This window comes from Chitinophaga sp. (assembly GCF_019236475.1).
In the GTDB taxonomy this organism is placed as follows: Bacteria; Bacteroidota; Bacteroidia; order Chitinophagales; family Chitinophagaceae; genus Chitinophaga.
The window spans coordinates 358,322-378,730 of record NZ_JAFAIX010000013.1 but is presented as its reverse complement, the minus strand read 5'-3'; the positions used below and the strand labels follow the sequence as shown (position 1 = coordinate 378,730).

Sequence of the window (20,409 nt, the reverse complement as noted above, 5' to 3'; positions counted from 1 at the left end):
TATTTTTAGAGAGACCCCGCCACGCGGGGTTTTTTTATACCGCTATCTGCGTGGAATTGCGGATAATCATATTTGATTTTATTACCGTATTCTGTTCCCACTGTTTTCCTTTTCTTTTTTCCAGCATGTGGAAAAGTACAGTAGCTGCACTTTTTCCCATATCGAACGCTGGTTGGATAATGGTGGTCAACGAGGGATTTAGCAGGCTAGCGGTTTCCAGGTTAGAAAAGCTGAGGATCTTCACATCGTTAGGAATAGACAATCCTACTTCTGCACAGGCATGATAGCTGGTAATGGCCAGCTTTTCCACAGAGGCGAAAATGCCATCTGGTTGTTCATCGCGTAACAATTGACAAATCCGTTCATAGTTTTGATGGGTATCGTTATTACAAGGAATCATCATGGTACGCATACCGGTTGGCTTATCTTGTATGGCATGATTAAATCCGTGCATACGTTTGCAATCGATAGACAGATGTGGGGAGATAGAGAGATACGCGATCTTCTTGCATCCCACATCCATGAGGTGGCGGGTGGCTTGGCGGGCGCTTTCAAAATCGTCTGTAGTGACAGTAGGTGCGTTGAGGGTATCGCAAATTCTGTCGAAGAAAACGATGGGCAAGCCCTGTTCCATCACAGGTTCCAGATGATGCGTGCTACTCGTAGTGCCTGTCAACGACATCAGGATGCCATCTACTCTTCCACCTAGCAGATGCTGAATAACTTCCGCTTCTTTCTGTTGGTTCTCGTGCGTGAAATAAATGAGCACATGATAGTTCTTTTCCTGTGCAATGGCTTCAATCCCATTGATAACATGAGAAAAGAAGTTATTTGATATCTCCGGGATAATCACGGCGATGGTTTTGCTGCGCTGCTTTCGCAGACTACTAGCATAATGGTTTGGTTGATAGTTTAATTGCTTCGCTAATGCTGTGACCTTCTGTTTAGTTTCCGGACTGATTTCATAACTATCCATCAATGCCCTGGAAACAGTGGAAATAGCCAGGTTCAACTCTCTAGCCAGCATTTTAATGGTAACAGTACTCATAATTCTTGACCAGTTTTTCTATCTCGTGGAGTGGTACTAAATTACCAAAAAATGGCATTTTATGCAAACGTTTCCGTAGAATTTTCTGAAAGCGACCCTAATCTCTTCTACATTTACGAGAACTGGTACAAGAAAGGAAACAATCAACATCTAAATCGCACCACTAATTCTATTATTATGGCCGCCCGTAAATTCCTACTGATCGTTATGATGCTGTTTGGCGTGCTTTCCACGCAGGCCCAAACACGAAAACTGACAGGTAAAGTGACAGGATCAGATCATGCACCCTTACCTGGTGTTACCATCCAGGTAATGGGTAGTAAAATCGCCACCGTGACTACTCCTGAAGGTACTTTTATTTTGAATATCCCTTCCGGCTCCAAACCTGTGCTACGCGTATCTTATATCGGTTATGAACCGATGGAGTATATGCCTGAAGGTGATAACGTAACAATTACGCTTAAAGAGGCAGTAAAATCCCTCAGCGATGTAGTGGTAGTGGGTTATGGTACTACCAAACGTAAAGACCTCACCGGTTCCGTTAGTTCCATTCCTATCGCCAACACAGAAAAATCTCCCGTATTCGGCACCAGCCAATTGCTGCAAGGACAAGTGAGTGGGGTACAAGTGACACAAACCAACGCGCAACCCGGTTCCAGCTTTACGGTACGTATCCGTGGTACAAATTCCATCACTGCCAGCAGCGATCCGCTATACGTAATAGATGGCTACGCCGGCGCTGATATTACCACCATCAATCCAAGCGATATCCTCTCCATGGACGTACTCAAAGATGCCTCTGCTACAGCGATTTATGGTAGTCGCGGTGCAAACGGTGTGGTGATCATCACCACGAAGCAAGGTTCCGCCGGCCGTAACAACGTAACGGTAGAAGCTTACCACGGCTGGCAACAGATTTCCAAGAAGCTGAAAATGATGGATGCCAAACAGTTTGCGCAATACCTCAATACCGTACTGGCCTATCAAGGCAAACCCGCTGCCTATACCCAACAAGGTATCGACACATTAGGGAAAGGTACCGATTGGCAGGATGAAATCTTCCGCGTAGCACCGATCACTAACGCGAACGTTTCCTTCTCTGGTGGTAACGAAGGAACTAAATATTTCCTCGGCGCTAGCTACTTCGACCAAGATGGTATCATCATCAATTCAGGTTACAAAAGAGGAACGGTAAGATTTAATCTCACCCGCGATATCAGCAAGAAATTAAGAATCGGCTTCAACTCTTCTACTTCCTATACACTACAGAAATTAGCGAATGTCAATACCAGTGGCGGCGCTGGCGGTGGTACACTGCTAGATGCATTGCGTATCAGTCCTATAGGTCCAGTTAAAGATGCTAACGGTAATTATACTTTTATTGGCGCTAATCCTGAATATCTCTCTCAAATTGGTAACCCAGTAGCGGCAGCCATGTTGAATACAGATAAACAACGCGATCTCAGGGTGTTTGCCAATATCTACGGAGAATATGAAATTGTTCCTGGGCTGAAACTCAGATCCAGCTTAGGTGCAGACTATAAAGATACTAGGGAGAAAATCTTCCGTCCTACCACCACTTATCTTGGTTCTCAGACAAACGGCTTTGCTTCCATTGAAGCACGTAGTAGTTACAACTGGCTGACAGAGCATACTTTGACCTATGATAAAGCGATCAATAAGAACAACGCTATTACTGCCGTTGGTGGTTACACTTATCAGACATGGTTGGATGATGGATCGATCAATACCATCAATAACTTGACTTCCAATAAGTATGGTACGGACAATATGAACGTGGGTACACCAGTGCCTACGCAGGTTTTGCCTGTTCCCCGTGTGATGGAATCTTTCCTGGCAAGGATCAACTATCGCCTCATGGATAAGTACCTCTTTACTTTCAGTTGGCGCGCAGATGGTTCCTCTGTTTTCGGGCCTAACAAGAAATGGGGTTATTTCCCATCCGGTGCATTTGCATGGAGAGTATCCGACGAAAAATGGCTGAAGAATATTCCACAGATTAGTGATTTGAAAGCGCGTTTGAGCTATGGCGCTGTGGGTAACCAGAATATTCCTCCCTATTTATCACTCACCCAGTATACTACTAATACCTATGTGTTGAACGGTGGCCGTGTAGTAGGCGTAGCAGCCAATAACATCGCCAATCCGGACCTGGGCTGGGAAACCACCAAAGCATTTGATTTTGGGATTGACCTGGGCCTCTGGAAGAACCGTGTCTCCATAACAGCAGATTACTACAACAAACAAACCACTGATCTGCTCTTTGGAACTACCATTCCATCTACTTCCGGCTTCACTACTGTGATGGCTAATATTGGCGCTGTGCAGAACACTGGTTTTGAATTTGCGATCAATACCGTAAATGTCAACACTGCAAAAGTGCATTGGAATACCAGCTTCAATATTTCTGCCAACAAGAATAAGATTAAGAGTCTTGGTAACATTGATTATCAACCTAGTGGAAACGTTAGTTCCAGCGTATTTCCTGGCGGACAAAATTCCGGTATCCTGAAAGTGGGCGAGTCGATCGGTTCTTTCTACGGTTATCAGTTTGGCGGCATCTGGCAATCTGTTGAACAGATCAAAGCCAGTGGTACCAAGCAAAACGTGAAACCTGGCGATCCTATCTACATCGATCAGAATGGCGATAGCGCGCTGACAGCGGATAAAGACAGGGTGATCATCGGTCATGCATTACCTAAATTCACTTATGGCTTTATCAGTAATCTGACGTATGGTCGTTGGGGACTGAATGTATTCCTGCAAGGTGTACAAGGACAAGACATCCTGAATGTGAGTAAAATTGAAATGGAAAATGGTGCCGTGTTTAGCAACAAATTTGCTTATGTAGCAACAGACAGTTGGCATGGACCAGGCACCAGCAATACTTTGCCAGCCATTGGTAGTGGATTGCGTAGAGCGTCTAACATCACCAGTGATATCGTTGAAAATGGTAGCTTCCTGCGTATTAAAACAGTAACGTTGTCGTATAACCTGCCGCTGGACAAGATCACCCGCAATGTGTTTAAAACTGCCAATGTATACGCTACTGTTCAGAACCTGTACACATTCACCCATTATTCTGGTTACGATCCAGAGGTAAATACTTATTCTAATTCAAATGGTAACTATACCTCTCTCAATATCGACTACAATCCTTATCCGAATATCAGGACCTATTTGGTAGGTGTTAAGTTTGGATTTTAATTTTCGTAATCAGTGAAAAACGATCATGATGAAAAAGAATATCTCTATCATATTTTTAGCGGCCACACTCGGTTTAGGGGCATGTAAGAAATCACTGGATGAAACGCCAAAAGGGTTCCTGACACCAGACAATGCCTTCCAGGACGCATCCGACGCACAAACAGCCGTAAATGGGTTGCTTAGCCAACTGCAGCCACAGGCCTATTATCAGCGTACTATTTACATCATTACGGAATGTTCCACAGATGGATTGATGCCGATCACCGGACAAACGCCGGAACGTACCGAAATGTATAACCTAACTTATACCGCCGGAAATGCCGAAATAAAAAACTGGTGGCAAAATAGTTATAAATTGATTAGTCGTGCAAACGATATCATTGCCAACGTTCCTAAAATTTCCATGGACGCCACACAGCAGAAAAACCTGTTGGGCAATGCTTATTTCCTGCGCGGGATGGCTTATTTCGACCTGGTGAGAAGTTTCGGAGATGTGCCACTGTTGCTGAGTACCGTATCTGGTTTGAATGATCCGAATATCAGGCCAACACGTACCGCTGCTGCCACAGTATACAAACAGGTGATTGCAGATTTGCAATATGCAGAAGCCAACTGTTTTCCGGAGAACAAAATCACATTGAAGGGAATGGTGTCTTCCGGCGCTGCATCTGCAATGCTGGCAAGGGTTTATCTACAACGCAACAGTACTGCCTGGAAAGAAGCCACTGATAATCAGAATGCACTGGATGAATGTAATAAAGTCATCAATTCTGGATTGTACAAGTTGTTGGACAACTACAAGGATATCTTCGATTGTGATAAGAAAAATGGTCCGGAGCATATTTTCTCCGTACAATTTGGTTCGAATGGTACCGGTACCACGCAGAATATCATTGTGCGTATGTTCTCGCCAGCGGGCCTTGGTGGCTCCGGTTCCTTCCTGGCTAGTCCCTATTTCTATCAGCAGGGCTACTATGGTACAGACGATGTACGTAAAAGCTGGAACCTGTCTAATTCCGATGGAACAGCTACGCCAGTATCTCCTTATATCGCTAAATACCGCGATCCACAATGGGTGAAAGGTAGTAACAATGCTCGTAACAACTGGATTGTGCTGCGTTACGCTGATGTATTGATGATGCAGTCGGAAGCCATGAATAACCTGAACCCTGCGGATCCATCCAAATTCAACGGATTGAATCAGGTACGTCAGCGTGCAGGCCTGAAAGCAGCTTCCTACCAACTGGATCTGACCAATACGCCTACACCAGATGCCTTTGTGGATACCCTCGTGAAAGACAGAGCGCGTGAATTGTGTGTAGAAGGCCATCGCCGTTGGGATCTGATCCGTTTGGGCAGATACAAACAAATCGAACAACAATTGGGTAATACCCTGAAGGATTACCAGTTGTTATTCCCGCTTCCACAATCGGAACTGGATGCAAATCCTAACCTGAAACAGAACCCGCTTTACCCATAAGGAAGACAAAATACTTCTGCCTGTCGAAAAATAAAATCCTTGGGCAGTTATTCATCAAATTTGCCCAAAGGAAATCCAGGCAAAAAGCTCTTGCCTGTTGTCCCTGCCCAGCGGGCAGGGACAACGAAAAAAATAAAAACGGGAAATGACGTCGTCAGACGTCATTTCCCGTTTTTGCTACCGCTTCTTTTTTACTTAATTTGAGCAACTATTTGAAAATAGATCATGATAAGATTGTGCATTTGCCTTGCCTCTCGTATGGATATGTAGTTTATATTGCTATTTTTTTGAAATTGACCCTTAATTAAAGATGGATACCCGAGCCAACAAATTGAGTGAATTGATCCGTACACGACCTGCGATGTTCATAGGAAATCTGAAATTCACCGGTTTTGCCAACATGCTAGAATTTGTGTTGGAAGAGATGTTAACAGAGATCAACTTAGAGACGACCATAGAGATTGAATTCCTGCAATCGAACACCATCCGGTTACATGCTCGCCATGTGAATACTTCCGGGTTAATGAACTGTATCTTTCACTTGGATCATGCAGATATGCAACAGACGGATTCGCTGCCTGTAGCTATTCTCATTTCCTTATCTGTAGCCGCTGAAATTGAAGTACATCATCAAGAGGAGGTATATACGTTAGACAGTAAACAAGGTGATTATATTCTGAATAAAGCGCCTGGTAAAGGAAATGCAGGTACGCTCTTAGTGGAGTTCACGCCTGATCCGCTGATATTCCATGATTTCGAGGCAGATTATGAGCAAACCAATGTACTGTTACAGAAAATTGCCTGTTTATATCCCGGTGTGAAGATTATATCATCCGACCTCCGGGGAGATCACTGCCGAAATGTGTTTCATTATCCCCAAGGGATCACCAGGCTACTGGACAATGCGATTGCCACGCATCCTCATGCCAGCCCGTTTTTTAGGCTGGATTTGAAAGCAGTGATCCGCGACTATGCCTACCAGGTGAGTTTCTGTTATCAGCCGTTATGGATAACTACTTCCTACGTTCGTTCCTTTGCCAACCACTATGAGTTATTCCTGGGCGGCTCCTTGATAGAAGGCGTGCAGGAAGGCATCATCATGGCGATTCGGGATGCTGCGGCTAAAGCTAAAACCAAGATTCGCATTAGTAAAAGAAAACTCCTGGAAAGCATGGTGGTAATAGCGGCAGTACGTGGAAAAGAATTTGAGCTTACTGGCCCTGGTAAATGGAAGTTGGACGCTCCTGCCTTAAAGATGGATATAAAGCGATATGTGTTCGCCGAGGTAGCCCGTTATCTTTCCCTGCATGCGGAAGACAGGAATAGGGTGATCCTGAACTTTGCTGATGAATTTGAATAACCTGCGGAAATTCCTGAAAACAAACATTCTCTGAAAAAGAAAATATCGATTATTACTTTTGTGCGTTGATGTTAAAATCCGCAGTCAGTGAATAAAAAATATTACATAATCGATTTCGACAGTACTTTCACGCAGGTGGAAGCCCTGGACGAGCTCGCACGTATTTCCTTGCAAGATCATCCGGAAAGAGAGCAGATATATAAAAAAATTGAAGACCTCACCAACCTGGCCATGGAAGGGAAACTTTCTTTTAGGGAAAGTCTTGCTGGCCGTGTAAAGCTGCTAGAAGCGAACCGCGACCACTTAAAGCTGTTGGTAAAGCATCTGAAGAAGCTCGTGTCTCCCTCCTTTGCCCGCAACAAAAAATTTTTCCAGCAACATGCCGATGATGTATTGATTGTATCGGGTGGATTCAAGGAGTTTATTACTCCGGTGGTAAGGCCTTATCATATCAGTAAGGAAAATATATATGCCAACACCTTTGTGTTTGATAAATCCGGGAAAATTGTAGGCTACGATGAAGCGAACCCGTTATCCAATGAAGGCGGAAAAGTAAAGCTGCTGAAGGAATTGCAGTTGCAAGGAGAAATTCATGGCATCGGCGATGGCTACTCGGATTTTCAGTTGAAGGAATTCGGCATGATTAAAAAGTTTTACGCCTTTACAGAAAATATTTCCAGGAAATCTGTGGTAGAGAAAGCGGATCACGTTACACCGAGTTTGGATGAATTTCTTTATCTCAATAATCTGCCTGCTGCCATTTCTTATCCTAAAAACCGTATTCACTGTGTCGTAACCGAAGAAGTGCCGGATACGATCGTTAAGGAGTTGAAGAAAGAAGGGTATACGGTGAAGCAGGTAGAGCAACTGGACACTACTAATATTGCGAAAGCAAGCATCGTAGTAGCAGGAGGGAAGGAGAAAATAAATGAAACATTACTGGCAGCCGCTAAGAAACTCAAACTGATCGCCTATTTGGGCAATGCTGCCAAACATGTGCCAGTAGAGCTTTGTACTGCACATGGTATCATTGTATTTGACGATATTAATAAACCATCTTCGGTACTCAAACGTATCACTGGCTTTATCAATAACGGCGATAGTTTTAAAAGTCTGAATTTCCCTAATATACAATTGCCGGAAGTGAGTGATGTACATCGTTGCATTCATATTCACCGCAATGTACCGGGCGTACTGGCGAATATCAACCAGGTGTTTGCAGATCACCGTATTAATATCGTTTCACAATACCTAATGACCAACAAACAGATTGGGTATGTGATGGCAGATATTCATGCAGACTATGACAAGCAACTGCTGAAAGCTTTGAAAGGAATTGACAATACCATAAGTTTTAGGGTATTGTACTAAAGAAAAAAGGTTGTCTCTGCGGAGACAACCTTTTTTCTTTTATGCGTTTCTTTTGCAGACATAACTGATACCGGAAATTTGTAGGTTGTTGACCTTTTTGATCCCTGTAGATTCCGCGAAAGTGTAAACAATATGATAGTTATTAGTACGGAGCGTTTGCTCGAATAACTCTCTCTTGAGGCTCGTATGTGGATAACGCACAATCTTTTCCGTGAAAGCATCTGGCAGTGTGCTACCGCTGCCATGCCAACTGAGTGGAGATGATTGTATACTAATGATATTAAATGTTTCTTCAGAAAGACTCTGGCGGTTAAACACCAGGTAATCCGCTTGTACCTTACAAAGATCCGTTACTGTTTGCTGTGGATCTGGCGTGTATTGAATGGTACCGGAAGTAAACACGATATTCACCTTGTTGGCTATTTCCAGTGCTTTTTCCAGGGAGGAAACAAAGAACAGTTCTTGGGTTTGATTCGCCTGCATGGCTGCTGTCATAGCGGGTGTTTCCACTACAATCCATTTCATTTTTATAAAGGAAGAAAGCAGGAGTCGGGTAGTATGATAGTAATCACCATCGCCACCACCAAAATCAATTACTGTAATAGGCGTATCAGGTTGTTGTATATATATTTTGTTTGCCAGTTCCAGGATCGCGAGGGCGCCTGGATTGATAGGCTTATGGTTTGATACAAGGTTATTTGCCTTACTGGCAACAAGATGCACAATTTCTTTATTCTCGTATAATTTATCGCTGCAGTTGGCGGAAGCCTCTGCATAGGATTGATAAATCTTTTCTTTGAGAAATTTTTTCCTAAGCTTATAGGATAAAACGGCGAAGTTCATTGATGCAGATAATTATGATCTTTTGTATATATAACTGGTTCCCTTTACGTTATAGTTATTTACTCTTTTGACACCTGTGCCTTCGTCGAAGGTATAGAGCAGTTGATATTTCGTATTTTTTAATTGATCTTCAAATCTGGAACGCTGAATGCTGGTATAAGGATATTTAATAATTTTCTCCTTAAAGTTTTCTGGCAGTTTAGTGCTGCCATGCCAGCTAAGCAGGGAGGTTTGGATGCTGATGATATCAAAGTTTTCTAGGGAAAGGCTTTGGCGGTGAAATACCATATAGTTACTATTGGTATTGCAGAGCATTTCAATGGTTTGATATGGATCAGGCATCACTTGCAGTGTACCGGAAGTGAAGAGGATATCTAGTTTGTTATCGACGAGGGACATTGCTTTTTCAATCGTATCAGCAAAGAAGAGTTCTTTTGTTTGATAAGGTTGTAGCACTTGTGCCATCGCCGGGGTTTCTACTACTACCCATTTCAGTTGAACGTCATTATTGAGCACTCTGCGGGTGTTATAGTAGTAATCGCCATTGCCGCCCCCGAAGTCTATCACTGTTACTAGTTTACCAGGATATTCGATGAGATGTCGGGAGATGACATCTGCAAGGGCCAGGCAGCCAGGATTTAGTGGCTTGGAAGTGGGGGTTGTAAAGGAATTATCTTTTGCTTTATCAGCCAGCAATTGTACGATGGCGTTATCTTCATAAAGCGATCGTTTACATTTTTCGGCAGCTTCCGCATAAGTGTTGTATGTTTTTTCCTTTAATATGCGATTATTGAATTTCTTTCGCAGATGAAAGGAAATAGTGGTCAGATTCATATAATGGCGAAACGGTTAGATGAATGGTTTAGCATTACTCGGCTTAGGCTCCTTTACACATTCTCGGACGATACAGTACGCGTTAAGTAAAGTGGAAAGTTATCCCGTTTTTAAATGCTATGCAAAATTACTTTAATAAATTCATCTAGAAAAGGGAAGGTGGGTTAAAACAAAAAAGCCTCTTATCATACGATATAAGAAGCTTTTAAACAGTGGGCAGGATAGGATTCGAACCTATGAAGTCGTAGACAGCGGATTTACAGTCCGCCCCATTTGGCCGCTCTGGAACCTGCCCAATAAATTAAGAATAAAAAAAGGAATGGACCTTATGTCCATTCCTCTGAAAAGTTTGCGGACCAGACGGGACTCGAACCCGCGACCTCCGCCGTGACAGGGCGGCATTCTAACCAACTGAACTACTGATCCTCAATACTGGTGGCCGTTTGGGCCATTTGAGTTCCCCGTTTGGGGTTGCAAATATAGCAACATTATTTTCAATTCACCAAAAATATTTTGAGAAAATAAAAATATTCGCATTTTTACGTCATCTTCCGATATAAATTTTTGATACCTATGACTTCCGGATTCACTGTGATTATACTGATACTCATCACTGCTATCCTCTCCTGGATGGGGTTTCGCAATCCTGCTTTTTTGAATAAACAGATTTTCGAAATAGAGCAGGTGCGCAAAAACAAACGCTATAGCCGCATTATTTCTTCCGGATTTGTACATGTCAATTGGTGGCAGTTGCTGCTAAACATGTATTCCCTGTACTTTTTCGGCACGCATCTCTCTTCGGTAATACTGGAACCCCTAGTACTGCTTATTTATTTTGTAAGCTTGGCTGGAGGGAATCTCATTGCATTATACCTGCATCGTCATCACGATGATTATAGCAGCTTAGGCGCCAATGGTGCTGTTGCTGGTGTGATGTTCACGGCATTAGCACTTAGTCCTGGTATGGAAGTGGATATGTTGGGATTGTTTGCTATCCCTGGATGGATATATGCTATTGGTTATATTCTCCTTTCACTCTATGCCATTCGATCCCAAAAATACAATATCGGGCATGAGACACATCTGGCGGGCGCATTAACAGGTCTTACCTTGGCCTTGGTACTCTTTCACAGCGCCATAGATTTCTTGATGATGGCGGCGATGCTGCTTCCTTGTATCTGTTTTATCTACCTTATCGTCACAAGGCCATACGTATTGTATATCTCCAATAACTTCTTCCAGCAACATTACAAGTATGTGGATATCGATGATCAATACCGCATGGACCGTGCTGCCAGAACAAAAAGAGTAGATGTTATATTGGAGAAGATACAGGCGAAAGGCATAGAAAGCTTATCAACAGAAGAAAGAAAGATATTGGAAGATCATTCCTCTAAGCTCTAGCCTCGATAGAAAAGCATACATTGCAGTGTCCGGAAAAACAATATTTCGCATGAACCAGATGAAAGAAAAGTTTCGAATTTTCGTGTGGCCTTACCTGATAGTTGCCCTTGCCTATTTGCTGGTGTATACTGCATTGCATTGGCTCCTGTTTATTAAGCTGGACCTATTTGAACTAGATGAAGACCTGCTGAAATTCTGGTTGCCTATTGCTTTGGCCTGGTTGCCGGTTTTGTTCTGGTTGCGCCCATCGCTGCGGAAACTGGAGTCGAATAATCCGGAGAGATCAGAATTTATATTACAGATAATTCTTTGGCTAGGATTGGCGCTGCCAGTGATCTTTGCGCAGCATTATATGATTAGTGCTACCGGAAAATTATCGGCAGTCCATCATCCCACGGCCATCTCACAACAGTCTGGCACACGGTATTATACGCTACAGCAATATTATGTCGATAAAAATAATGCTGGCATCGTGAATGATGCGCAAATCACCGGACGCTATAATGAGAAATATACCATGTCGTTATATGTGGTATTACCTGTGTTGGACCAGGCTAGCGATACCACTGGAAAGACTTGCAATACCTGGTATGCATTGTATTTTTCAAAAACAGTGAGCAACGATTTGAGTGCGGCTGAAAAAGAAAAAGCTTATCGCCAATTCCTCCATGAGAGTCAAAACGAATTTGATACGTTGTCGCTTAATAATTTTACTTACCTGGAAAAAGTGCCGTATGGAGACAGCCGATCAGCTTACCTACAGGCCGTTCAGGATAACAAGCGTTTTTCTGCTGCAAAACCAGTCATATTACAGCCTAGGTTTACTCCATTTGAGGCGCATACGGTTTCTCCAATTTGGACCATCTTGGTATTCATTGCCTGCTTTGTCATCTGGGTGGCCATTGTGGTCTATTCCCGGTTAAGAAATCCACATGAAAAATTGTTCAATTTCCATGAGGCTTTTCAGCGTGTGCACCCGGATCATCCAGCACATGCTGCACGTACGGAAGATACACACCCGCGCCCAGTGCCACCTCCAAGGCCCAAATATTCCCTCTTAAAGCCACATACTGGCTACAAGGTTACTCCGATACTGATGTATATCAATGTGGCTATTTACTTGCTGATGGTGCTGAAAGGAATGGGTGTCATGGAATTCAGAGCCGAAGACCTACTGAAATGGGGAGCTAACTACCGGCCTTATACCGTTAATGGAGAGTGGTGGCGATTGCTCACCAGTACTTTCCTGCATGGCGGATTGATACATTTAGCCTCGAATATGTTCGGACTGGTGATTGCAGGGGCTTTCCTGGAACCGATGATAGGGAGTCGCCGATTGCTGATATCCTACCTAATAGCAGGCATTGTAGCCAGTGGCGCTAGTACGCTGTGGCATCCGGATACCGTCAGCGTAGGAGCTTCCGGTGCTATTTTCGGATTGTTTGGCATCTGTATTCCTTTCCTGGCGAAGGCCTATCATAATGAAATGGCTCGGCGACAGTTGTTTAATATTTTATTCCTGGTGGGGTATAACCTGGTATGGGGAATGAGTGGCGGTGTGGATAATGCGGCGCATATTGGAGGGCTCGTAGCCGGACTGGTGACAGGACTCATTATTCATCCCGCTGTCAAAAAAGAGTACCTCGCTGCACATAATAAAGAAATTCCTGAAGAAGAAACGCTGGATTAATTACAAAAAATCGCCATATTTGAGGTGTGAAAAACCTTATTATCCTATAAAAGTAGACCTTATGAAAATAAAATCGTCCCTTATCCTGCTGCTGTTGGCGGCTTCAGGGGCTTTTGCCCAGGCTCCGGATTGCGATTGTGCTGCGGAGTTCAGGTTGATGAAGCAGAAGGTGGAAACCAATTATTCCGGTTTCAATGATAAAATCAATCTTAAAACCCGGAAATCCTATGACAGCTTGTCGAATCACCTGCTGAAATTGGCGCCATCTGCAAGTAAACCTACCTATTGCCTGTTTTTATTAAAACAGTATACCGATTTCTTCAATGATGGTAATCTGCGCATTGAGCGACTTCCCAATGAAAATGATCGTCCGTTTGAGGCATTAGTACGCGAGGCGCGAAAAGAGCCGATTCCTGTACCGCTGAGCCAGAAGAAAATAACCTATCTGAAAGTATCTACTACGCCAGAAGGAATTTATTGGAGTCCGGATAAGAAAATGCGTATAGCCGTTACCGAGAATGTGAATGCTTTTCGGAACTATGTGGCCCAAGTTATGGTGTCCAATTCCAACAGTTGGCGCAGGGGAGATATCCTGATGGAATTGCAATTCGATTCTGCTACCAACATCATGAAGGGTTTTCAATATACTGAAACAGGATTGATAGAGCCCGTGAAAATGGATTTCAATGTAAGTTATTTGGGCAACTGGCGTCGGGAGTTCATTTATGCTGATGAGGGCAGGCAAATGGCGGAGAAAGTGGCGCTGCCGGCGACTTCTGGCAAAAAGCTCTCTGATAAAACCTATTATCTCCGTATCGCTTCCTTTGAAGCAGGAGAGGCGCATGTAATTGATTCCGTGATGCAAGCGAGCAAACAAGCCATGGCCGCTTGTCCGAACCTGATCTTGGATTTACGTGGCAACGCTGGTGGAACTGAACCCACTTTTGCACCTGTAAGTCCGCTGTTGTATACCGATTCCATGCGCGTAATCGGAGCAGATGTATGGGCCACTACGGACAATATTAAAAGCTGGTCAGACCTCTTGAACACGCGTCTCCCGGAAGATACAAAAAAACAAATCCAGGCAGTGGTGGATACCATGACTAAGAATAAGGGTAAGATGATTCCATTGGCAAAAGATTATTGGAAGAAAGTAACCGTTGCCGGCCCTGTTCCTAAAAAGATTGTGGTGTTGATGGATCACGGATGTGCAGGCACTACAGAGGAATTCCTGCTGGAAGCGCGTCAGAGTAAGAAAACGAAGCTGATGGGGATGCATAGCGCCGGCAACCTGGATTATGCCAACGCCCGTTCTGTGAAATTCAAATCCATTCCATTTATGCTTTCCTATCCTACTTCCAGAAGTAGAAGAATCGACAAAGGACAAGGTATAGATAATAAAGGGATTGCGCCGGCAGTATTGCTGACCGATACGCAAGACTGGATTGCCACCGCGCAACAACAGTTGGAAAGCTTATAAATAGCAAATTTTCTGTCTGTCACCTCTGCCCAGCGGACAGGGGCGATGAAAAAAGAGAAAGGAAGTGACATCGCAGATGTCACTTCCTTTCTCTTTTGATACAGCCGCTTTTTAGTGGGTCATATTGTTACGCTTATATTCCTCCAGTGCTAGTCGGCCATAATGATCGGCAATGCGAGTAGTTTCTGGTAGCCTATATTGTTTAGCGAGACTTAAAACTATATTGGTAGCGGTTTCTAGGGAAATCATATGTCCTACCGAAACAAATACCGGGTTGATTCCCTCTTGGGTGCGCAATACCTTACCAATTACAGCATTATCGTCTTCTGCGAGTAATGGCACACTACTTCCTTTTCGTATATCCAACTCCGTATGGTTACCGTATAATCTTGTTTTACCACAACCAATAGTAGGTTTGCCGATGGTCACACCCAGGTGAGAGGCCATACCAAAGCGTCTGGGATGTGCCATCCCTTGCCCGTCGCAGACAAGCAGATCCGGTTTTTGTTGTAGCTTTTCCCATGCAACCAGTAGTGGTGGCAGTTCTCGGAAGGAAAATAATCCTGGGATATAAGGAAAAGTAACATGCATTACATGGGTGGCAATCTCCACGACCTCCAACGTTTTATAATCCATTACTGCAATACAGCCCGCAATCAGGTCTGATTCTTTATCGTATTCTACATCTGTTCCTGCAATAAATTGAATGGGATCAGGGAGTTGATCTGTGGTGATAATTTGTTGTCGTAATCTTGTTTGTTCAGCGATAGCAGCGGCTTCACTTATCATGGCTCATAGGTGTTTGTAGCAAGGTCGGAATAATTTATGGAAACAAATCTGCATTTTTGCAACATGAAACTGTATATCTTCGGCGCTTCAGGATCTGGTGTAACCACGTTGGGGCAAGCACTGGGACTTTATCTGGATATTCCTTACTTCGACAGTGATAATTATTTCTGGGAGGCTACTGTCCCGCCATTTACTGTAAAGCGAGATCCTACCATACGAAATAGTATGATATCGCGGGAGCTGAAAGCTGTGCCTGAATGGATTTTTGGCGGTTCTGCACTCAATTGGGGCGCGGATGTTTTTCCGCCATTTGATCTCGTAGTTTTCCTTTGGATTCCTGCCGAAATTCGTATGCAACGCATAAAGGAGCGAGAGCATGCCAGATATGGCGATGCATTGGTGAATGATGCCGCCATGCAAGCAAAGCATGCCGATTTCTTAGCGTGGGCGGCAGATTACGATCATAATACAGGCATTGCCAATCGTACGTTGCAGGTACATGAAGCATGGCTACAGCAGATGACCGTGCCTGTATTAGCATTAAGGGGAGACATGAGTCTGGAAGAACGGATGGAGCAAATCATGGCTTGGTGGAGGAGTCATCATGAATAATACATCCGTGGATATTATTAGGATATCCATTCGTTCATCACCTCAATAAATCTTTCTAGTTCAATTTCTGCATTATAATAATGTGGGGAGACACGCATCACCCAATCCACTCCTTTCTCTTGAAAATCAATAACAGCACTATTCTTAGCAACCGTATGAATATTGATTCCTAGGTTTCGAAAATGTTCTCTGGTGCCGGCTTCTTCTTTTCCATCTACGGAGAAAGTAACGATGCTACATGGATGGGCTCCTTTATCCATCAGGTGTACACCGGGTAAAGCAGCCAGTTCCGTTCTGAGATATTCGCACAGTAATGCATTGCGTGCTTCGATTTCCCGGATACCTAGTTGCAGCACATATTTCAGGGCTTCTCTACAACCGAGCATAAGGGCGGGCGATTTTTCCCATAGTTCAAATCTTTTTGCATCGATGCGGGGCTGGTAGTTAAATTGGGAGATCCAATCGGCACCACGGAGATCAGGCATTAATGGTTCCATTCCTTCGTGGAGAGCTCTGTCGGATACGTATAGGAATCCTGTTCCTCTTGGGCCTCTCAGGAATTTGCGGAAGGTGCCACTGATAAAATCCGCCTGGATAGTAGCGGCATCAACAGGCATCTGGCCTACTGATTGGCAGGCATCCAGGAGGTAGAAGGTATCGAATCTCCTCGTAATTTCTCCAACGGCCGCCGCAGGTTGTACTAGTCCGCTACTGGTGGGCACATGGGAGAGTGATACCAGTCGCGGATTAAATTGCTTCATGCATCTTTCGAGGTCTTCCAGGTCTATTTCGCCGCTGGGAGTATTTCTGACCAGTTCCAATCTGATGCCCAGGCGTTTCTGGAGAGATAGCATGGTAATGAAATTGGAGGGGTAATCATTTTCAGAGAGCAATACCACATCATCTCGTTTCAGTGGAACGGATGATAGTGCTAGATTATAGGCATCTGTAGCACTGGTGGTGTAGGCGATATTTGTAGACCTGGTATTTAATAATTGTGCCGCAGTATCGTAGAAGACAGACAGCTCTGTAGCCCATTTATCGGCTGTTTCATATCCTCCGTGTTCGGCCTCCTCGCGAAGATATAACTGGATAATTTCGATGACGGGTTGTGGCATGAGGGCCGCGCCTGCATTATTCAGATGGATAACGTTGCTGCATCCGGGTGTTTCTTTTCTGAGTGAATTGAGGTCCATATTACATGATTACTTTAGGTGTTATAAATTTACAAACAATCCCAGTTTGTTTTAAGTTGGATTATTCAAATTTCAAACCTATGAGAAAGATTTTCTTATTGCTGACTATGTTAATTTCCTTTAGCGCTGTACGGGCACAGAAAATAGAGGGTGGAGGTTTCAGTACCATGTATAATATAGACAGTGATGGTACCATCAGAGGGAGCGGATTCAAGAAGTTGGGGCGTATTAACAGTGATGGTCGGGTGGAGGATGCAGATGGTAAAACGATTGGTTATGTAGAAAGTGGTCGCATTCAGAATGCGGGTCATTCTACAGTGGGTTATGTGACGGATAATGGTACCGTACAAAGCAGCGGTTATTCCACTATCGGGTATATTAATAAAGACGGGAAAGTGCAAGGGCCTGGCTATCGCACCATTGGTTATGCCTCCGGCATAAAGAAGGAATGGGCCGCTTTGATATTTTTCTTTTTTAAGTTTTAAGTAAATTTTTTGAATGGAAATGCAGGTAGCGTTGCAGGAATTGAGGAGACAAGTGCCCGTTGGGCTGCAACAAGCGCAATGATTCTTGTCAGGTCTTGATTTGATTTTGAACAGCTTGTATGGCAATAGGATAAATAGGAAGGCGTCATTTTCAAGATATGACAAGAATCATTCTGTTGGCAAACTATGGTCATATGCATGACTGCAAACTATTGATAGCTTTGGCTTAAAATTCAATATATGCAAAGGATAACCGCTGTTTTTGATAGTCTTAAACTGTCCGACAGTACGCTTCACTATGCATTAATGATTGCCAAAAAACAAGAAGCGCAGCTTATAGGAGTCATGCCAGATGATCCTGCATACGACAGTTACAGTATATACCAGCTCTATAAAGCAGGTGCAGGGGAAAATACCTTATTGGAGATGGAACAGGCCGACCGCAATACCAGGATGGCTGCTATGTTTAGGGTCGAGAAATCCTGCCAAGAGCGAGGCATTCCATGCAAAATTCATAATGAGAAGAATTATTCGTTAACGGCTGTATTGGAAGAAAGTATATATACAGATTTAATGATAATTGATGAGAAGGAAACTTTTTGCCGCTATGATATGTCTGTGCCATCGCATTTTATACGGGATTTATTATCGGATGTACAATGCCCGGTGTTACTGGTGCCACATGACGTAACCGCGTCTCCCTTATTTCCTGAAATTGATAAGGTAGTAATATTGTATGATGGCGGGCCTTCTTCCATGTATGCCGTTAAGGTCTTTAATTATTTGTTTCCTGCTTTTCATGAGTTACCAATAGTGGTACTATCTGTAAACCAATGGGATAAGCCAATAGGGGCAGCAAAATTGGTCAAAGAATACATTAACGATTATTTCCCCAATGCTGAACATAAAATCATCAGTGGACATCCGGAGGAAAAAATAGTAGGCTACCTGGAGTTACAGGAAAAAGGGACGATGGTTGTACTAGGTGCTTACAGTAGAAGTCGTGTTTCCAGGTGGTTTCATGAGAGTATGGCCGACATTTTATTGGATAACTTATCGATACCAATTTTAGTTGCCCATAACAAATGAATATTCACCCATTTGTATGATTCAAAGATTTGATTACAAGTATATTATTAGCCTATAATGTTGAATGAAGAAAGGAATAAACTGTTTTTGCAGCAAGCGCATTGCAGCATTACGCTGCGGGATCTCGAGGAGAGAAATGTATATTTGAAAATGAAGCTGGCAAGGGTTTTAGCTAATAACCTGGAGAGGGATCAGTTGGCGTTTTTGGAAGCATTTCAGAACAGGTTTTTGAAACATGATGGACAGATAACTTTGCTGAAGCATGAGGTGAATGAATTATATATGATGATTAATGATTTGAGAGACACGAACCAATTGAATGCAGTGGCTATACTAAGAGAGGGTATTTATAATCGTATTAATAGAACGCAGCTTGAATTTGAAAATCTGAACGCCGATTTTAGTAATTATTTGGTACATCAGTTTCCTGGGATTTAATAGAGCATATTTGTTAGTTTTTGCTCATCAAGTATAAGGATGACACTTCCTTTGATATCTATTAGTTTTTCATCTTTAAAATCGCTGAGTGTGCGAATAAGTGATTCTGTGGCAGTACCAGCAACCGCTGCAAGGTTTTCCCTGCTGAAATCAATGGAACGTGGGAGTGGTTGCTGATTATTATATTTTTTATCGAGACTTATAATTGCTTCCGCTACTTTTTTTCTTAAAGAGTTGTAAGCTAGTCCCAGGAGTTGTTGTTCTTTATTGCTGATATTTTTTGCCAGCATTCGAATGAATTGAACTGCCACCTCGTGATTATTATGAAGGAGTGCTTCGAAGTCTGCTATCGGGATAATGGCGATTTCGCTATCTTCCATGGCTGTGGCGGTTTCTTTGTAGGTAGTACCCTCCAGGAGGGCGGTATATCCAAAGAAATCTTCTGCTTTAAACAGGTCTATAGTTAGTTCTTTACCGGCATCGTTGGATTTATATGTTTTGACTTTTCCTTGTTGAACATAAAATAATCTACTTGGGCGATTTCCTTCTGTGTAGATGACCTGTTTCTTTTTATATTTTTCGATATCTCGTCCTTCAGCGAGCGTTTGCAGGGTTGTTTTACCCGTAGCCTCTTTTATTAGCTGTTGCAAACCTTGTAGATTAGGAGGGAAATATTGCTTGCGTATGGCCGCCTTGCGAAGTCTGCTGGAAATTGCGTCCCAGAGTTCAGTACCTGTGAAGGGTTTGGTGATATAATCATCGGCTCCCATGCCCATGGCTTTTCGTAGATCGGCTCTTTCTGTTTTAGCAGTGAGAAAAATGAAAGGAGTGTCTTTGACCTCATCGTTTCGTTGCATCAAATGTAATACGCCAAATCCGTCTAGTACGGGCATCATAATATCGCATATTACCAAGTCTGGTTTATGTGCGAGAATCATTTCCATCCCCGTTTTGCCATTGTCGGCGGTAATAACCTTATATCCTGCAATGGCTAAAATATCGCTGGTATTTTCTCTGAGTTCGTCATTGTCTTCAATGAGTAAGATCGTTTCCATAATGTAG

Annotated in this window: 17 protein-coding genes and 2 tRNA genes; 11 read left to right on the top strand and 8 right to left on the bottom strand. The window is 43.3% G+C overall.

Annotated features, from left to right (window positions below):
• Positions 1 to 34: 34 nt before the first annotated feature.
• Positions 35 to 1,048 (bottom strand): LacI family DNA-binding transcriptional regulator, encoded by a 1,014-nt coding sequence (locus tag JO154_RS23570; RefSeq protein ID WP_291950600.1) that lies wholly within the window; start codon positions 1,046 to 1,048, stop codon positions 35 to 37.
• A gap of 51 nt (positions 1,049 to 1,099) precedes the next feature.
• Between JO154_RS23570 and JO154_RS23565 the strand changes: the two genes are divergently transcribed.
• The 4 genes from JO154_RS23565 (at position 1,100) to JO154_RS23550 (ending at position 8,487) form a co-directional block, all read left to right on the top strand.
• Positions 1,100 to 4,276 carry a TonB-dependent receptor gene (locus JO154_RS23565; protein ID WP_291950597.1) on the top strand — a complete coding sequence of 1,059 codons (3,177 nt, stop codon included), beginning with the start codon at positions 1,100 to 1,102 and terminating at the stop codon, positions 4,274 to 4,276.
• Positions 4,277 to 4,304: 28 nt separating this feature from the next.
• Positions 4,305 to 5,756, top strand: coding sequence for a RagB/SusD family nutrient uptake outer membrane protein (locus JO154_RS23560; protein ID WP_291950594.1), 1,452 nt, complete (start codon positions 4,305 to 4,307; stop codon positions 5,754 to 5,756).
• Positions 5,757 to 6,066: 310 nt separating this feature from the next.
• Positions 6,067 to 7,116, top strand: coding sequence for a hypothetical protein (locus JO154_RS23555; RefSeq protein WP_291950591.1), 1,050 nt, complete (start codon positions 6,067 to 6,069; stop codon positions 7,114 to 7,116).
• 87 nt (positions 7,117 to 7,203) lie between these two features.
• A complete protein-coding gene (locus JO154_RS23550) occupies positions 7,204 to 8,487 on the top strand; it encodes an HAD-IB family phosphatase (protein WP_291950589.1) in 1,284 nt (427 codons plus the stop codon).
• Positions 8,488 to 8,526: 39 nt separating this feature from the next.
• On the opposite strand, the gene JO154_RS23545 is transcribed toward JO154_RS23550, so the two are convergent.
• The 4 genes from JO154_RS23545 to JO154_RS23530 form a co-directional block, all read right to left on the bottom strand.
• Positions 8,527 to 9,330 carry a methyltransferase, TIGR04325 family gene (locus JO154_RS23545; protein WP_291950586.1) on the bottom strand — a complete coding sequence of 268 codons (804 nt, stop codon included), beginning with the start codon at positions 9,328 to 9,330 and terminating at the stop codon, positions 8,527 to 8,529.
• Positions 9,331 to 9,342: 12 nt separating this feature from the next.
• The gene (locus JO154_RS23540) at positions 9,343 to 10,164 is read right to left on the bottom strand and encodes a methyltransferase, TIGR04325 family (protein WP_291950582.1); all 822 of its coding nucleotides are present in this window, start codon (positions 10,162 to 10,164) and stop codon (positions 9,343 to 9,345) included.
• 213 nt (positions 10,165 to 10,377) lie between these two features.
• Positions 10,378 to 10,459 (bottom strand) — tRNA-Tyr (locus JO154_RS23535).
• Between the two features lie 57 nt (positions 10,460 to 10,516).
• Positions 10,517 to 10,590, bottom strand: a tRNA-Asp gene (locus tag JO154_RS23530).
• A 147-nt stretch (positions 10,591 to 10,737) separates the two neighbouring features.
• Between JO154_RS23530 and JO154_RS23525 the strand changes: the two genes are divergently transcribed.
• From JO154_RS23525 to JO154_RS23515, 3 genes are all read left to right on the top strand, one after another.
• On the top strand, positions 10,738 to 11,568 hold the full coding sequence (locus tag JO154_RS23525; protein WP_291950579.1) for a rhomboid family intramembrane serine protease: 831 nt from the start codon (positions 10,738 to 10,740) through the stop codon (positions 11,566 to 11,568).
• A 49-nt stretch (positions 11,569 to 11,617) separates the two neighbouring features.
• Positions 11,618 to 13,258: a rhomboid family intramembrane serine protease gene (locus tag JO154_RS23520; protein WP_291950576.1), complete on the top strand. Its 1,641-nt coding sequence runs from the start codon at positions 11,618 to 11,620 to the stop codon at positions 13,256 to 13,258.
• A 61-nt stretch (positions 13,259 to 13,319) separates the two neighbouring features.
• Complete coding sequence (locus tag JO154_RS23515) at positions 13,320 to 14,738, top strand: S41 family peptidase (protein ID WP_291950573.1); 1,419 nt, start codon at positions 13,320 to 13,322, stop codon at positions 14,736 to 14,738.
• Positions 14,739 to 14,849: 111 nt separating this feature from the next.
• On the opposite strand, the gene nfi is transcribed toward JO154_RS23515, so the two are convergent.
• Positions 14,850 to 15,527, bottom strand: a complete 678-nt coding sequence (gene nfi / locus JO154_RS23510) for a deoxyribonuclease V (protein ID WP_291950570.1) — start codon at positions 15,525 to 15,527, stop codon at positions 14,850 to 14,852.
• Between the two features lie 63 nt (positions 15,528 to 15,590).
• On the opposite strand from nfi, the gene JO154_RS23505 reads away from it, so the two are divergent.
• On the top strand, positions 15,591 to 16,139 hold the full coding sequence (locus JO154_RS23505) for a hypothetical protein (protein WP_291950567.1): 549 nt from the start codon (positions 15,591 to 15,593) through the stop codon (positions 16,137 to 16,139).
• A gap of 17 nt (positions 16,140 to 16,156) precedes the next feature.
• On the opposite strand, the gene JO154_RS23500 is transcribed toward JO154_RS23505, so the two are convergent.
• A complete protein-coding gene (locus JO154_RS23500; RefSeq protein WP_291950564.1) occupies positions 16,157 to 17,335 on the bottom strand; it encodes an aminotransferase class V-fold PLP-dependent enzyme in 1,179 nt (392 codons plus the stop codon).
• A gap of 80 nt (positions 17,336 to 17,415) precedes the next feature.
• On the opposite strand from JO154_RS23500, the gene JO154_RS23495 reads away from it, so the two are divergent.
• From JO154_RS23495 to JO154_RS23485, 3 genes are all read left to right on the top strand, one after another.
• A complete protein-coding gene (locus JO154_RS23495; RefSeq protein WP_291950561.1) occupies positions 17,416 to 17,820 on the top strand; it encodes a 5-fold beta-flower protein in 405 nt (134 codons plus the stop codon).
• A gap of 240 nt (positions 17,821 to 18,060) precedes the next feature.
• Positions 18,061 to 18,909, top strand: coding sequence for a universal stress protein (locus tag JO154_RS23490; RefSeq protein WP_291950558.1), 849 nt, complete (start codon positions 18,061 to 18,063; stop codon positions 18,907 to 18,909).
• Between the two features lie 57 nt (positions 18,910 to 18,966).
• Positions 18,967 to 19,347 carry a hypothetical protein gene (locus JO154_RS23485; protein WP_291950557.1) on the top strand — a complete coding sequence of 127 codons (381 nt, stop codon included), beginning with the start codon at positions 18,967 to 18,969 and terminating at the stop codon, positions 19,345 to 19,347.
• Here JO154_RS23485 and JO154_RS23480 read toward each other — a convergent pair.
• A complete protein-coding gene (locus tag JO154_RS23480; protein WP_291950554.1) occupies positions 19,344 to 20,402 on the bottom strand; it encodes a response regulator in 1,059 nt (352 codons plus the stop codon). The two genes, JO154_RS23485 and JO154_RS23480, sit on opposite strands and share 4 nt — an antisense overlap.
• Positions 20,403 to 20,409 lie beyond the last annotated feature (7 nt).